Origin of the sequence: Bradyrhizobium sp. USDA 327, assembly GCF_041262065.1 — a bacterium.
Classification (GTDB): domain Bacteria; phylum Pseudomonadota; class Alphaproteobacteria; order Rhizobiales; family Xanthobacteraceae; genus Bradyrhizobium; species Bradyrhizobium liaoningense.
Genome location: NZ_JBGCCW010000001.1, coordinates 2,686,899 through 2,699,453 on the forward strand (window position 1 = coordinate 2,686,899; position 12,555 = coordinate 2,699,453).

At 65.7% G+C, this 12,555-nt stretch carries 12 protein-coding genes; 7 read left to right on the plus strand and 5 right to left on the minus strand.

The window, feature by feature from the left end; translation table 11 throughout:
• Positions 1-776 precede the first annotated feature (776 nt).
• On the plus strand, positions 777-1,673 hold the full coding sequence (locus ABIA42_RS12265) for a DMT family transporter (RefSeq protein ID WP_370113402.1): 897 nt from the start codon (positions 777-779) through the stop codon (positions 1,671-1,673).
• Positions 1,674-1,725: 52 nt separating this feature from the next.
• On the opposite strand, the gene ABIA42_RS12270 is transcribed toward ABIA42_RS12265, so the two are convergent.
• The 3 genes from ABIA42_RS12270 to ABIA42_RS12280 form a co-directional block, all read right to left on the minus strand.
• Complete coding sequence (locus ABIA42_RS12270; RefSeq protein ID WP_370113400.1) at positions 1,726-3,978, minus strand: CHASE3 domain-containing protein; 2,253 nt, start codon at positions 3,976-3,978, stop codon at positions 1,726-1,728.
• Positions 3,975-4,397: a response regulator gene (locus tag ABIA42_RS12275; RefSeq protein ID WP_028181350.1), complete on the minus strand. Its 423-nt coding sequence runs from the start codon at positions 4,395-4,397 to the stop codon at positions 3,975-3,977. Before ABIA42_RS12275 ends, ABIA42_RS12270 begins: the two co-directional genes overlap by 4 nt.
• 247 nt (positions 4,398-4,644) lie before the next feature.
• The gene (locus ABIA42_RS12280) at positions 4,645-5,346 is read right to left on the minus strand and encodes a BA14K family protein (protein WP_370113398.1); all 702 of its coding nucleotides are present in this window, start codon (positions 5,344-5,346) and stop codon (positions 4,645-4,647) included.
• A gap of 243 nt (positions 5,347-5,589) precedes the next feature.
• Here ABIA42_RS12280 and ABIA42_RS12285 point away from each other — a divergent pair, with 243 nt between their 5' ends.
• Positions 5,590-5,997 carry an NADH:ubiquinone oxidoreductase subunit NDUFA12 gene (locus ABIA42_RS12285; protein ID WP_370113396.1) on the plus strand — a complete coding sequence of 136 codons (408 nt, stop codon included), beginning with the start codon at positions 5,590-5,592 and terminating at the stop codon, positions 5,995-5,997.
• A 499-nt stretch (positions 5,998-6,496) separates the two neighbouring features.
• Here the strand turns inward: ABIA42_RS12285 and ABIA42_RS12290 are convergent, their stop codons facing one another.
• Complete coding sequence (locus ABIA42_RS12290; protein ID WP_370113395.1) at positions 6,497-7,183, minus strand: DJ-1/PfpI family protein; 687 nt, start codon at positions 7,181-7,183, stop codon at positions 6,497-6,499.
• 108 nt (positions 7,184-7,291) lie between these two features.
• Between ABIA42_RS12290 and ABIA42_RS12295 the strand changes: the two genes are divergently transcribed.
• The 3 genes from ABIA42_RS12295 to ABIA42_RS12305 all read left to right on the plus strand — a co-directional run bounded on the left by ABIA42_RS12295 (position 7,292) and on the right by ABIA42_RS12305 (position 10,417).
• Entirely contained in the window at positions 7,292-8,230 is a 939-nt protein-coding gene (locus tag ABIA42_RS12295) for a GlxA family transcriptional regulator (RefSeq protein WP_271530531.1), read from the plus strand.
• A gap of 235 nt (positions 8,231-8,465) precedes the next feature.
• A complete protein-coding gene (locus tag ABIA42_RS12300) occupies positions 8,466-9,524 on the plus strand; it encodes a YeiH family protein (protein WP_370113393.1) in 1,059 nt (352 codons plus the stop codon).
• 2 nt (positions 9,525-9,526) lie between these two features.
• Positions 9,527-10,417 (plus strand): LysR family transcriptional regulator, encoded by an 891-nt coding sequence (locus tag ABIA42_RS12305; RefSeq protein ID WP_370113391.1) that lies wholly within the window; start codon positions 9,527-9,529, stop codon positions 10,415-10,417.
• 236 nt (positions 10,418-10,653) lie between these two features.
• On the opposite strand, the gene ABIA42_RS12310 is transcribed toward ABIA42_RS12305, so the two are convergent.
• Positions 10,654-10,896: a hypothetical protein gene (locus ABIA42_RS12310; protein ID WP_370113390.1), complete on the minus strand. Its 243-nt coding sequence runs from the start codon at positions 10,894-10,896 to the stop codon at positions 10,654-10,656.
• A gap of 24 nt (positions 10,897-10,920) precedes the next feature.
• Here ABIA42_RS12310 and ABIA42_RS12315 point away from each other — a divergent pair, with 24 nt between their 5' ends.
• Both ABIA42_RS12315 and ABIA42_RS12320 read left to right on the plus strand, forming a co-directional pair.
• Positions 10,921-12,162, plus strand: a complete 1,242-nt coding sequence (locus ABIA42_RS12315) for a molybdopterin-dependent oxidoreductase (RefSeq protein WP_370113389.1) — start codon at positions 10,921-10,923, stop codon at positions 12,160-12,162.
• A 10-nt stretch (positions 12,163-12,172) separates the two neighbouring features.
• Positions 12,173-12,502 carry a cytochrome c gene (locus tag ABIA42_RS12320; RefSeq protein WP_370113387.1) on the plus strand — a complete coding sequence of 110 codons (330 nt, stop codon included), beginning with the start codon at positions 12,173-12,175 and terminating at the stop codon, positions 12,500-12,502.
• The last annotated feature ends 53 nt before the right edge of the window (positions 12,503-12,555 follow it).

Sequence of the window (12,555 nt, forward strand, 5' to 3'; positions counted from 1 at the left end):
CCGCCCCCCCGTTGAGGGCGTGCCGGGTCGACATTTCGTTTCGCGGCGCCTTCCGGCCGTCCGGCCTTCGCGCACCGCAGTTCAGCCGGTGGATCCGGCCCTGTTTTTTCCCGGCGCGACGTCGATGCGTGCATCGATCATCCCGCCGGCACGTCCACGCCCATCCGCCCCCAAGGGGATGTGCGCGACATGCGTTCAACGCCCCACAACGCCGCAACTTCTCTCACTTCACGCAGGTGTCACTTCGAAACCGCCGTGAAGTCTGCCTTCCGAGCCTGTTGCCGGCCCGTTCTGGCGCCCCCGGGAGTCCGCATGTCGAGGGCAGACGAGCCCTCATGCCGCTGCCTTTGGCTGGCCGGCGGAGCTGAGATTTGCGAGACCCTTTGGGGGAGTGCCGGCGGGACGCAAACTCACTCGCGCCGAACGGACCGAAAGCTAGGACTCTCCGTTGCGCCCGTCAAGAACTAGTGCGAGTTCCTGAATCAAATACTAAATATGGTGGATTGTGGGGGATAACAGGGGTCTTCGCCGCGCCTGTTGTGGAGCCAAGTATCAGTGAGTCCTCAGGGATTCCCAACCGAAAAAATTCGCATCCGGTGATGCCGCGGAGGCTTCATCCCGCTGTTCACAGGGCAGGTATATTTTTCATGACCGGGATTGCCCCGGGGGGACTCACGTAGCCCTACGGAAGGTGAGGGCAGGCATGCCCGCCGGGGCGGTGGTTCGGCCTGCGAATCCGGGCCAAGCTGACCGCAAGATTTTGCCGGACTGCCCACATGCATGATTCGACCCGCCGGGATGCGCGACCGCGCATCGCCCCGGCCGGCCTGATGTTCCTCGCGATCACCTCGATCGGCTGGGGCTTCAACTGGCCGGTGACGAAATTCCTGCTGGCCGAGCTGCCGCCGCTGACCCTGCGCGGGGTGACCGGCGTGCTCGGGGCGGTGCTGCTGGCGCTGCTCGCGATCATGCGCCGGCAAAGCCTGCGGGTGGAGGGCGCGATCTGGCCGCGTCTCCTGACCGCGGCCGTACTCAACGTCACCGGCTGGATGGTGCTGATGGGGCTGGCGCTGCTCTGGCTGCCGGCGAGCGAGGCGGCGCTGATCGCCTACACCATGCCGGTCTGGGCGTCGATCATCGCCTGGCCGGTGCTGGGCGAACGGCCGACGGTCTTGCGCACGCTGGGGCTGGTGATGGCCTTTGCCGGCCTTGCCACGATCATGGGCGGCAACGGCATCGCTGCGAGCGCGGAGAAAGCGCCGGGAATCATCATGGCACTCGCCGGCGCGTTCGGCTTCGCCGTCGGCACGGTGTTCTCGAAGAAGTACCCGATCCATCTGCCGCCGATCACGGCTGCGGCCTGGCAGATCGGGATCGGCTGCCTGCCGATCTCGATCGTCGGCCTGCTGGTCGAGACCACGCATCTGTCGAAGGTGACGCCGCTCGGCTGGTGGCTGCTGGTCTATTCGACCGTGGTGCAGTTCTGCATCGCCTATGTCAGCTGGTTCGCGGCGCTGTCGCGCCTGCCGGCCTCGGTCGCCGCGATCGGGACCATGGCGGTGCCTGTCATCGGCGTCGTCGCCTCGGCGATCGCGCTGGGCGAGCCGCTCGGGGCAGGGCAGATCGCGGCGCTGATCTTCACGCTCGCCGCCGTGGTGCTGGCGACGCGCTAGCCTTCTTGTTTGAGCATGATCTTGTCGGAAAACCGCTGCACACTTTTCCGGATCATGCTTCCGCCCCGCCGCCCAGCGCCTTCCGGATCATCTCGGCGAGCTGGTTGCGGCGGTAGGGCTTGGTCAGCAGCATGACGCCGTCGTCGAGCTTTCCTTGATGGATGATCGCGTTGTCGGTGTAGCCGGAGGTGTAGAGCACCTTCACGCCCGGCCGGCGCCTGGCTACTTCTTCGGCGAGCTCGCGGCCGCTCATGCCGCCGGGGATGACGACGTCGGTAAACAGGAGATCGAACTTCTGGCCGGCCCCGATCAATTCCAGCGCGGCTTTGCTGTCCGGCGCGGCCACCGTCTTGTAGCCGAGGCTCTGGAGCTGGGTGGTGACGAAGTTGCGCACCAGCGGGTCGTCCTCGACCACGAAGATGGTCTCGGCGCCGCCTTCGGCCTGCGGCGCGATGCTGGCTGCCACCTCCGCCGTGCCTTCGCCCGGCGGCAGATAGAGCTTGATCGTGGTGCCGTGGCCTTCCTCGCTGTAGATCTTGATGTGGCCGCCGGATTGCTTGACGAAGCCGTAGACCATGGAGAGGCCGAGGCCGGATCCCTTGCCGACCTCCTTGGTGGTGAAGAAGGGTTCGAACGCCTTCTGCTGAATCTCCACCGACATGCCGGTGCCGGTATCGCTGACCGCGAGCATGATATAGGGGCCGGGCGCCACGTCGGCATTGGCTTGCGCATAGGCCTCGTCCAGCACGACGCGGTGCGTTTCCAGCAGCAGCTTGCCGCCGTTCGGCATGGCGTCGCGGGCGTTGATCGCCATGTTGAGCACCGCATTGGTCAGCCTGGACGGATCGATATGCGTCGTCATCGGCCCCTGTTCCAGCACGGTCTCGATCTGGATCTGCTCGCCGAGGGTGGGGCGCAGAAGCTTTGCGATGTCCGCTATCGCGGCGTTGATCTCGACGTTGCGCGGCTCGAGCGGCTGCCGGCGCGCAAACGCCAGCAGATGCTGGATCAGCTCGGCGCAGCGCTCGGCGGCGTCGTCGATCAGCCGTGCCGTGCGCTGAAGCTCGGGCTGGTCCTTCAGGCTCTCCACCAGGGTCTCGGTGTTGCCGGAGATGACGGTCAGCATGTTGTTGAAGTCGTGCGCGACGCCGCCGGTCAGCTTGCCGATCGCATCCAGCTTCTGTGACTGGTGCAGCTGCCGCTCGGTCTCGCGCGAGGTGGTGGCATCGTGATAGACCAGCACCGCGCCCGAGACATTGCCTTGCCCGTCCCGCATCGGCCGGCCGCTGATCATGAGATGGCGGGGAGGATTGCCGCTGTGCGGGCGGACGATCATCTCCAGCTCTTCGAACTGCTCGCCGCGCAGCACGCGCGCCGATGGCAGCTCGTCGGCCTCGAGCGGCGTGACGCCGTCGCCGTGAAACACATCGGACAGCGCGCGCAGATTGCCCAAATTCATGCCGGCGCGATGCAACAGCATGCGCTCGGCGGCCGGATTGGACAGAAGGACATTGCCCTCGGCGTCGATGACCAGCACCGCCTCCGCCATGCTGCGAAACGTGCTCTGGAGCACGTTGACGGACAGGCGCAGCTCGTCATGTGCGGTGACCAGGTGCTCGGTCCGCTCCGCCACCGCTTCCTCGAGCGCCGCCTTGGCGGCCTGTGTTTGCTCGAGCGAGCTCTGGAGCTCACCCGTGGCGCGCCGGCTTTCGCGCATCACCAGCGCGACCAGGAGCAGGATCAGCACGGCGCCGGCGACGTCGATACCGAGCAGTGCGATGCCTGTGCGGCGCGAATCCCGGGATCGCTCGGCGAGCAGGCGCTCTTCCTCGGCGCTCAGATGGTCGAGATTGGCCATCACCGTGTCCATGAGGCCGCGGCCCTCGGCCTTGCTGTTGAGCGCGGCAATACCGGCCTGGTCGTTCTCGGCACGGAGGCGCATCGCTGTGGCGGCGATCTCCATCCGGCGCAGCGCCAGCGGCTCGGTGCCCTCCAGCAGCGCGACCTGATCGGGACTGTCGCGCACGTCGCGCTTGAGGTCGGCGAGGGCCGGCGCGATGCTGGCTTGCACCGCCCGGAACTCATCGCGGAAGCCCGGCGTGCGATAGAGCTCGTAGCCGCGCGCAGCGCTCTCGGCACGGCGCAGCAGCACGCGCAGATCGGAGATCTTCTTCTGGACCTGGACGGTATGGTTGACCCATGCCGCGTCGGAACGCGACTTGACGTCGAGGGCGATCGAGGCCGCGGCGATGATCAGGAGGATGGCAAGTCCAACACCGAAAATGACGCGCTGCGTTGGAATCAAGGGGCTTCTTTCTTGTCCTTCGGCTGCGCGCTCTCGCCCGCGCCGGCGAGGCATTCCCGGATCGTGGTCATCAGCGCTTCCGGCGTGAACGGCTTGCGCAGGCAGCGCGTTGCGCCAAGCTCCAGCGCCATGCGGAGAAAATCGGGAGAGGGCGAGGCGGATGAGGCGAAGGCGTAGCCCGACATCGCGATCAGCGGAGTGGTCGGCGCGCGCTCGTGAAAGATGCGGATGGATTCGAAGCCGCGCATATGCGGCATGAAGATGTCAACCAGCATCACGTCGAAGGCCTGCGATTCCAGCGCAGCCAGTCCTGTTTCGCCGCCGTCGGCCAGCGTGACGTCGAAGCCCTGACGTTGCAGGAGGACCTCGATGGTCGCGCCGACCATCGGATCGTCATCAACCACGAGAATGCGCGGCATGACACTTCCCAGGTGATCGAAGTCCCCACTGCATTTGGTGATATCCGCGAATCGTGTGTCCGGTCAATTTTGGATTGGACCCCAGGGATATGCACGGCGCAGTGCATATAGGTCCGCTTGCCTCTGACCGTCGGTGTCCCCGGGCGGGCGAGCAGGACGGAAATCGAAGCGGGTGAGAGGATACGCCGGCCGCGAGAAAGGCGCCGCATCGCTGCGGCGCCTTCAATCTCACGCCTTGGCGGTCTGCTTACGGGCAGGGATGCCGCCGGCCGTCGTAACCGAGATAGGTTCCGGAAGCCGGGTCGTACGATTTGAAGCGCTGCGCGCAATAGGCCGCGGAATCGCCGCCGCCGTCCTGCACCACCGCAACCGACGGTTCATCATAATAGCTGCCGTAATAGTAGGGATCATCGTAATAGCCGTAGCCGCCGCCGTAGCCGCCGTAATAGGCGTACGAGCCGAGGCCGCCGATTGCGGCGCCGGTCGCGAAGCCCGGCCAGAAGCCGCCGCGACGATGATGCCAGTGACGGCCGCTCCAGTTGCTTCCGCCGTGCCAGTTGCCCGCGGTTGCGACGCTACGGGTGCCACCGAAGGCCTGCCGGGGCGTTGCGCCGGCTACGAAGCTGCCGCCGCTCGGACGCATCGCAGTGCGGGCCGCGAAGCCGCCGCCGCTCGGACGCATCGCAGCCCCGGCCGCGAAGCCGCCTCCGCTCGGACGTACCGCGGCACCGGCGCCGAAATTGCCGCCACCGCCACGGAACGCAGCGCCGCCGCCACCGCCGCCGCCACCCATGCGCGCGCCGCCACCGAAGCCGCCGCCACCGCCGCCGACATGGGCGCCACCGCCCCCGCCTCCGCCCACTCCGGGACGCTGGGCAAAGCTCGGTGTCGCAAAGGGAAGAACCAGCGCCACCGCTGCGGCGGCACTCAAGATTTTCAGACTGTTCATAGTTAAACTCCTTTCCCGGAAAGCAAACCCTATGAAAGCGCGGGGGTTCCTTGGGATCACGCCGGTTTGCGCGCAAATGGAGCCTCACGCGCGGCCGCTGTACCGGGCATGAATGAATCGCGACCGCTTTGCGGCAGGTCCTGCTCGGTACCCGGATTGCGGAGGGAGACCCGCGCACCTGCCGAACTGGACATTTCGCCGCCCGGATGGCATCAGGACCCGACGAAGCAGGGCCCTTGCCGCATGAAACAATTCTTCCTCAAGTTCTTCACCTGGTGGAATGGCCAGACTTTTGGCACCCAGCTCTGGACCAAGCGGTACGGGGAGCTGGTCGGCCAGGACGAGCAGGGCAACCGTTACTACCGCACCCGCGGCGGGGCGATCGATCCGGCCCTCGGTTTCGAGCGCCGCTGGGTCATTTATAACGGCTACGCGGAAGCGAGCCGGATCCCGCCGTCCTGGCATGGCTGGATACATCACGTCGTCGACGCGCCGCCGACCGAGGCCAATTACCAGCCGCGCGAGTGGGAAAAGCCGCACCAGCCGAACCTCACCGGCACGGCGAAGGCGTATCGTCCCTCCGGCTCGACGCTTGCCAGCGGGCGGCGTCCGAAGGCGACCGGCGACTACCAGCCCTGGACGCCCAGCTAGCCTTTTCACCGGCGAACTGCCATCGTTCGAAGCGGATGCACATGCATCCGCGCTGCGCTGCTGTGGACAACGGGGACAGCGGGGATGCCGCTTGCGCCGGCGTTGCATTGACGCGGGCGATGCGGCTCAATGATCCCATCTTACGGTGATGGGAGACCATCGCGTTCGGTTCGGGCAACAGTTCGCGACTGTCCCGAGATGCAGCGGCCGCCGACCAGGACTCGATCGGGAGATAGGCCCCCGGTCTGGAAGCTCCGAAATCGCCCGATGTGAATGTGCAGCCGCCGTAAGACAGGAAGGGCCGCTTGGGAAACCGAGCGGCCTTTTTCTTTGGCGCATTCTTCTCCTCGCGTGTCCCGGACGCGGTGCAGCGTGTAACGCTGCGCCGCTGAGCCGGGACCTAGAAGGCCGCGCGCGTGCTGTTGCATGGATCCCGGCTCTGCAGCGCGCCGCCGAAGAGGCGCTGCGCTGCGTCCGGGGCACGAGAGCTGAGACCGCTCTACATCACCCTTTCAGCCGCGCGCTTCACCGCTTCGAGCCGCCGCGCCTGGTTCTGCGCGCCGCGCTCCCTCAGCAACGCCATCACCTCAGCAGGCGCGGTGTCCGGCGAGCCGGAATTGAACGGCGGGGCCGGATTGTATTCCATCTGGAGCTGGATCGCTTCCGCCGTCGTGCGGTCGACCATGATCGATACCAGCGTCAGCGCGAAATCGATGCCGGCGGTGACGCCGCCGCCGGTGATGCGGTTGCGATCGATGCAGACGCGTGTCTTTGTCGGCGTCGCGCCGAACTGGGCGAGCATGTCCATCGCGCTCCAATGGGTGGCGGCGCGGTAGCCCTTCAACAGGCCTGCGGCGCCGAGCGCCAGCGATCCCGTGCAGACCGAGGTGACGTATTTGGCGCCGTCGGCCTGCCGGCGGAGGAAGTCGAGCACCTCCTCGTCGTTGAGCAGGTCGTTGGTGCCGCCGCCGCCGGGCACGCAGATCACGTCGAGTTGAGGGCAGTCCGCAAACGTCGTGGTCGGCGTCAGCGTCATCACGGAATCGCTCGGCACCGGTTCGATCCGCTTCCAGATCAGGTGCAGTTTTACGCCGGGGACCATGGCGAACACCTGCAGGGGACCGGTGAAGTCCAGCTGGGTGACGCGCGGAAACACCAAGAGACCAATCTGGAGCGGTGACGACATCGGCAGATCCTCCAATTGCGAGCTTGACGCCGGCACGATGTCATGATGCCCTCTCGTCCGAAATGGCATAATTCCCTCACTTTCGGACATTTCGATAGGAGTTGGCCCATGATCGGCATCCTGATCTTCCCGGATTTCCAGCTGCTCGATGCGGCAGGCCCGATCTCGGCGTTCGAGATCGCAGCGCGATGTACCGGCAAGACGCCGGCTATCCGCGTGCTGGCAGTCAAGCCGGGGCTCGTGCGCAGCTCATCCGGGGTCGAGATGATGGCGCGCGACTTCAAGGCGGCGAACGCGATCACGACGCTGGTCGTGGCCGGCGGCGTGGGCGTAGCCGACGCCGCGCGCTGCGAGGTCACGCGGGCCTTCCTGCAGCGGCTGGCAAAGCGCGGCGTTCGGGTCGCGAGCGTTTGCTCCGGCGCCTATGTGCTCGCCGAAGCGGGACTTCTCGATGGCCGCCGCGCCACCACGCATTGGGGGCGGACGCGCGATTTCGTCGCGCGCTTTCCCAAGGTGAAATTCGAACCGGACCAGATCTTCACGCGGGACGACAATGTCTGGACCTCGGCAGGCATCTCCGCGGGCATCGATCTCGCGCTCGCGATGATCACCGAGGACCACGGCGAGGAGATCGCACGACAGACCGCACGCCAGCTCGTGCTCTATCACCGCCGCAGCGGCGGCCAGTCGCAATTCTCCTCGCTGCTGGAACTGAAGACGCCGAACGGGCGGTTCGGCGCACTGCTGTCCTGGGCGCGTGAAAATCTCGACGCGCCGCTGACGGTGGAAGATCTCGCCGATCGCGCCGGCATGAGCGCGCGGCATTTTGCCCGTGCCTTTGCCGCCGAGACCGGCACGACGCCATCCAAGGCGATCGAGCGCCTGCGGCTGGAAGTTGCGCGCGAGCGCGTTCAGTCCTCGCGCGAGGCGATCGAGCTCGTTGCGGAGACGACTGGATTCCGCGATCCCGAGCGAATGCGGCGCGCCTTCATCCGCGCCTTCGGCCAGCCGCCGCAGGCCCTGCGGCGCGCGGCGCGGGTGGGGTAGGCGCGCTACGGACCTCGTTCGCGACTGGCCTTGGGAGTTCGGTGGGACCGGTCAGATCGCACAAATGTTAGCTCATGCGCGACATCCCATTGCGCAATCGGCTGGCCGGGGCCTGCTGTAGTCAGATCTGAACAAATCGATTTTATCGATTATTTATACTCGAACAATCTGTTGGATCAATTTATCGGATTCTCTGATCCTCGCTGCGCCAGCGTCGATACCCAGAGATACGCCAATGACCATCGTTCAGAATTCGCGCCCATACCCCGCCACGCGTGCCATGCGCGACAACATCCTGTCATATCGGGACGCCGCCCTTGCAATCGTCCCCGGCGTCGCGCTGGCCGCGACCATTGCCGTGGTCGCCAACACGATGTGCAGTATTCCTGCCGTCGCGACGTTCAGTCCCATGATCCTGGCGATCGCGATCGGAATGGCCGTGCGCAACCTCGCCGGAACGCCAGCTCTCGCCCGCGCTGGAATCAGCTTCAGCATGCGCCGGCTGCTTCGGCTCGCGATCGTGCTCCTGGGCTTCCAGATCACGCTGGCCCAGCTTGCCAGCGTCGGCACCAAGGGGATCCTCATCGTCGCCAGCACGCTCGTTGCCACGTTCGGATTCACGCTCGCAGCAGGGCGTGCGCTGGGCGTCGAACGCAAGCTCGCTCGACTGATCGCCGCGGGCACCTCGATCTGCGGCGCGTCAGCCGTCGTCGCGACCAACAGCGTCACCGAAGCTTCCGATGAGGACGTCGCATATGCAATCGCCTGCGTCACGGTCTTCGGCTCGATCGCGATGTTCGTCTATCCCATGCTGCCTCGCCTCCTGCATCTCGATGCAGATGCGTACGGCCTCTGGAGCGGCGCATCCATCCACGAGATCGCCCAGGTGGCTGCCGCCTCCTTCCAGAACAGCCAGCGCGCGGGTGAAATGGCAACCGTTGCCAAGCTTGCCCGTGTCATGCTGCTCGCGCCGGTCGTGCTGACCCTGAGCGTCGTCACCCGGGCTTCGGCGCAGCCGGCCGGCGGCAAGTCGGCAAGGCCTCCCGTCCCCTGGTTCGCGATCGGCTTTGTCGCGATAGCCGCACTCAACAGCGTCGTGTGCATTCCGGCAGGCCTCAGGAGCGCGACGATCACGCTCTCGACGTTCCTGCTCACGATGGCGCTCGCGGCCATGGGCCTTGAGACGGACGTCTCGAAATTGTACGCGGAGGGGCTGCGTCCGGCTATGCTGGGCGGGCTCGCGTTCCTCTTCATCGCAGGCTTCAGCCTGGCCCTCATCAAACTCGTTGGATGACCATGACGCTCGAACAGCTCCGCATCTTCGCCGCTGTCGCCGACAAGCAGCACGTCACCCAGGCCGCCCACGAATTGAATCTGACACAATCGGCCACGAGCGCGGCAATCGCCGCGCTCGAAGGGCGCTACGGGGTCAAGCTGTTCGATCGGGTGGGACGCGGCATCGTTCTGACGCATATGGGCCGCACGTTTCTCGGGGAAGCGCGTGCGGTGCTGGCGCGTGCGCACGCCGCCGAGCAGGTCCTGCGCGATTTTGCCGGCCTCAAGGCCGGCCGACTGGTGATCGCGGCAAGCCAGACGGTCGGGAGCTACTGGCTTCCGATGAGATTGCTGGCGTTTCAGGCCGTCCATCCCGGCATCGAAATCAACGTCAGGATCGCCAACAGCGAGCAGGTCGCCACCGACGTTCGCGACGGCATGGCGGATGTCGGCTTCGTCGAGGGCGACATTGACGACGCCGCATTGTCCGCCCGCCGGGTCGACGGCGATGCGCTGGTCGCCGTCGTGGGTGCGCGGCACCCTCTGGCGAGCCAAAAGAAGCTGCCCGCCGACTGGATCACCAGGACACCGTGGATCCTTCGCGAGCCGGGCTCCGGAACGCGGGCCATGTTCGAGCGTGCCCTGAAGAAGCGCGGGGTGCGCCTCGCCGACCTGACGGTGCAGCTCGAGCTGGCCTCGAACGAGGCGATCCGAACTGCGGTCGAGGCTGGCAGTTGCGCTGCAGCCGTGTCCGATCTCGTGGTCGAAAAGGCGATCACGGCAAAACGACTGGTCCGGCTCGAGGACGAATTGGCGAAGCGTTCGTTCTACGCGCTCCGTCACAAGGAGCGGCATATCAGCAAGGCGGAAGCCGCCCTGATGTCCAGCATCGCTGCCGGCGCCGCACCGTAGCCAGAGCTGCGCCCGCCCGCAGCACCGATTCCGCAACGATCGAACCCACGTCCGACCGGCGAGGGCGCCGACGCGCGCGTGCAAGCGCCTGCGGGATTCGATCGCGGTCGACGATCAGAACGATCTGATCATCGCGTTGGATCGCCGATGCGCCGAGGTCTACCTCTTTGGACACAGGCAGGCACTTCGAGCATTGCGTGCCGGAAATACAGAGATGGAGAACGACAATGACCCATTCACGTCGCGCTTTCCTTGCGATCGCCCTGTTCGTCGCCGCCGCGTCCACGCTTGGTGCGCCGTCTGCGCTTGCCGGCAGCCCGGTGCACGTGCCGGATTCCAGAGTTGCCGTTCACCCGGAACGAGGCTTTCGCCATATCGACAGGCATCTTCCGACCATCCGGCAGGCGCAACCTCGCCAGCCCGTCGAAGATCCGCTCGCGGACTTGCTCCTCGGATGAGCCGCGGGACTGAACCAGCACAAATCCATTCCTGAGGAGTCTTCGATGTCCCAACATTTCGACCATGCACGCTTTCCGGCATTGTCCCGCCGCGCCATGCTTCAAGCCCTCGGGGTTGCCGGCCTCACGCTCGCCGGCTCATCGGTCCGCGCCGATCAATCGATCCGGCTGCCGATCGCCGGCGAGCCGCGTGATCGGCCGATCACGCATGACTTTCCGCAAAAGGGGAGCATGATCCTGCAGCGCACGCGACCGCCGCTGCTCGAGACCCCGATGGAGGTGTTCGACCGCGGCGTGTTCACCCCCAACGACCAGTTCTATGTGCGCTGGCACTGGGCGGTGATACCGACCTCGGTGGATGCGGACGCCTTCAGACTGTCCGTGCGCGGTCACGTCAACCGGACCCTCTCGTTGTCCATCGGCGACCTGCTCAAGCTGCCCCGTGTCGAGCTTGCCGCCGTCAACCAATGCTCGGGCAATTCGCGAGGGTTCTTCCTGCCTCGTGTGCCGGGCGCGCAATGGGCGCATGGCGCGATGGGCAATGCGCGGTGGACGGGAGTCCTGCTCAAGGACGTGCTGGACCGCGCGGGCGTCAAGCCGGGCGCAGTTCAGGTCCGCTTCAACGGACTGGACGAGCCGGTCGTGCCCGACGCACCGGACTTTCGCAAGTCGCTCGATATCGATCACGCCCGTGACGGCGAGGTCATGATCGCCTTTGCCATGAACGGCGAGCAACTGCCGCTCCTCAACGGCTTCCCGCTGCGGCTGATCGTGCCGGGATGGTACTCGACCTATTGGGTCAAGATGCTCAGCGACATCGAGGTTCTCGATCGCCGGGACGACAATTACTGGATGGCGACGGCCTACACCGTTCCGGATACGCCGCATGCCAACATCAAGCCGGGCCAGTCCGGCGTAAAGATGGTTCCGATCAGCCGCATGGTGCCACGGTCATTCTTCACGAACGTCGCGGATGGCGCATCGCTTCCGGCGGGCGCAGTCGCAACAATCCGCGGCATCGCGTTCGGTGGTGATGCCGGCGTCGCCAAGGTCGAACTATCGATGGATGATGGCAGGACGTGGCAACCCGCGACGCTTGGCGAGGACCACGGCAAGTACAGCTTCCGCCGCTGGCAGTTGGACATTCCACAACTGATGAAGGGCGGCCATTCGTTGATGGTTCGCTGCACGAACGCCGCCGGCGACATTCAGCCGGCAGCATCGAACTGGAACACCAGTGGCTTCATGCGCAACGTCGTCGAGACGGTCCAACTCACCGCGATCTAGGAGCAACGCCATGCGTCACCTCATCTTTGTCCTCGGCACCTCGTTCGCCGCTCTGCTGGCATCCACGCCCGCGTGGCCGGCCCCCGCAATTTCCTCCACGACCGTGGAGCTTCCGGCGGGCGACGCGCTGTTTCCCGGTGGACCCGAAGCGGATGCCATCAACAACAACTGCCTGGCTTGCCATTCGGCAGACATGGTGCTGAACCAGCCGGCCTTGCCCAGGTCCACCTGGGAATCCGAGGTGCACAAGATGATCAAGGTCTATGGAGCTCCCGTCCAGGACAGCGACGTGCCCGCGATCGTCGACTATCTTGCCAAGGTCAAAGGAAGCGGCCAGTGAAGCTCGGCGCCGCTGACAAGCGCTGCTGAACGGATGAGACCAGGGCGTTCTTC

Coding starts and splice junctions, on each gene's coding strand:
- ABIA42_RS12290 (WP_370113395.1), bottom strand. CDS start 7,183: ATGTCGTCACCGCTCCAGATTGGTCTCTTGGTGTTTCCGCGCGTCACC.
- ABIA42_RS12320 (WP_370113387.1), top strand. CDS start 12,173: ATGCGTCACCTCATCTTTGTCCTCGGCACCTCGTTCGCCGCTCTGCTG.
- ABIA42_RS12265 (WP_370113402.1), top strand. CDS start 777: ATGCATGATTCGACCCGCCGGGATGCGCGACCGCGCATCGCCCCGGCC.
- ABIA42_RS12275 (WP_028181350.1), bottom strand. CDS start 4,397: ATGCCGCGCATTCTCGTGGTTGATGACGATCCGATGGTCGGCGCGACC.
- ABIA42_RS12285 (WP_370113396.1), top strand. CDS start 5,590: ATGAAACAATTCTTCCTCAAGTTCTTCACCTGGTGGAATGGCCAGACT.
- ABIA42_RS12280 (WP_370113398.1), bottom strand. CDS start 5,346: ATGAACAGTCTGAAAATCTTGAGTGCCGCCGCAGCGGTGGCGCTGGTT.
- ABIA42_RS12305 (WP_370113391.1), top strand. CDS start 9,527: ATGACGCTCGAACAGCTCCGCATCTTCGCCGCTGTCGCCGACAAGCAG.
- ABIA42_RS12315 (WP_370113389.1), top strand. CDS start 10,921: ATGTCCCAACATTTCGACCATGCACGCTTTCCGGCATTGTCCCGCCGC.
- ABIA42_RS12300 (WP_370113393.1), top strand. CDS start 8,466: ATGACCATCGTTCAGAATTCGCGCCCATACCCCGCCACGCGTGCCATG.
- ABIA42_RS12295 (WP_271530531.1), top strand. CDS start 7,292: ATGATCGGCATCCTGATCTTCCCGGATTTCCAGCTGCTCGATGCGGCA.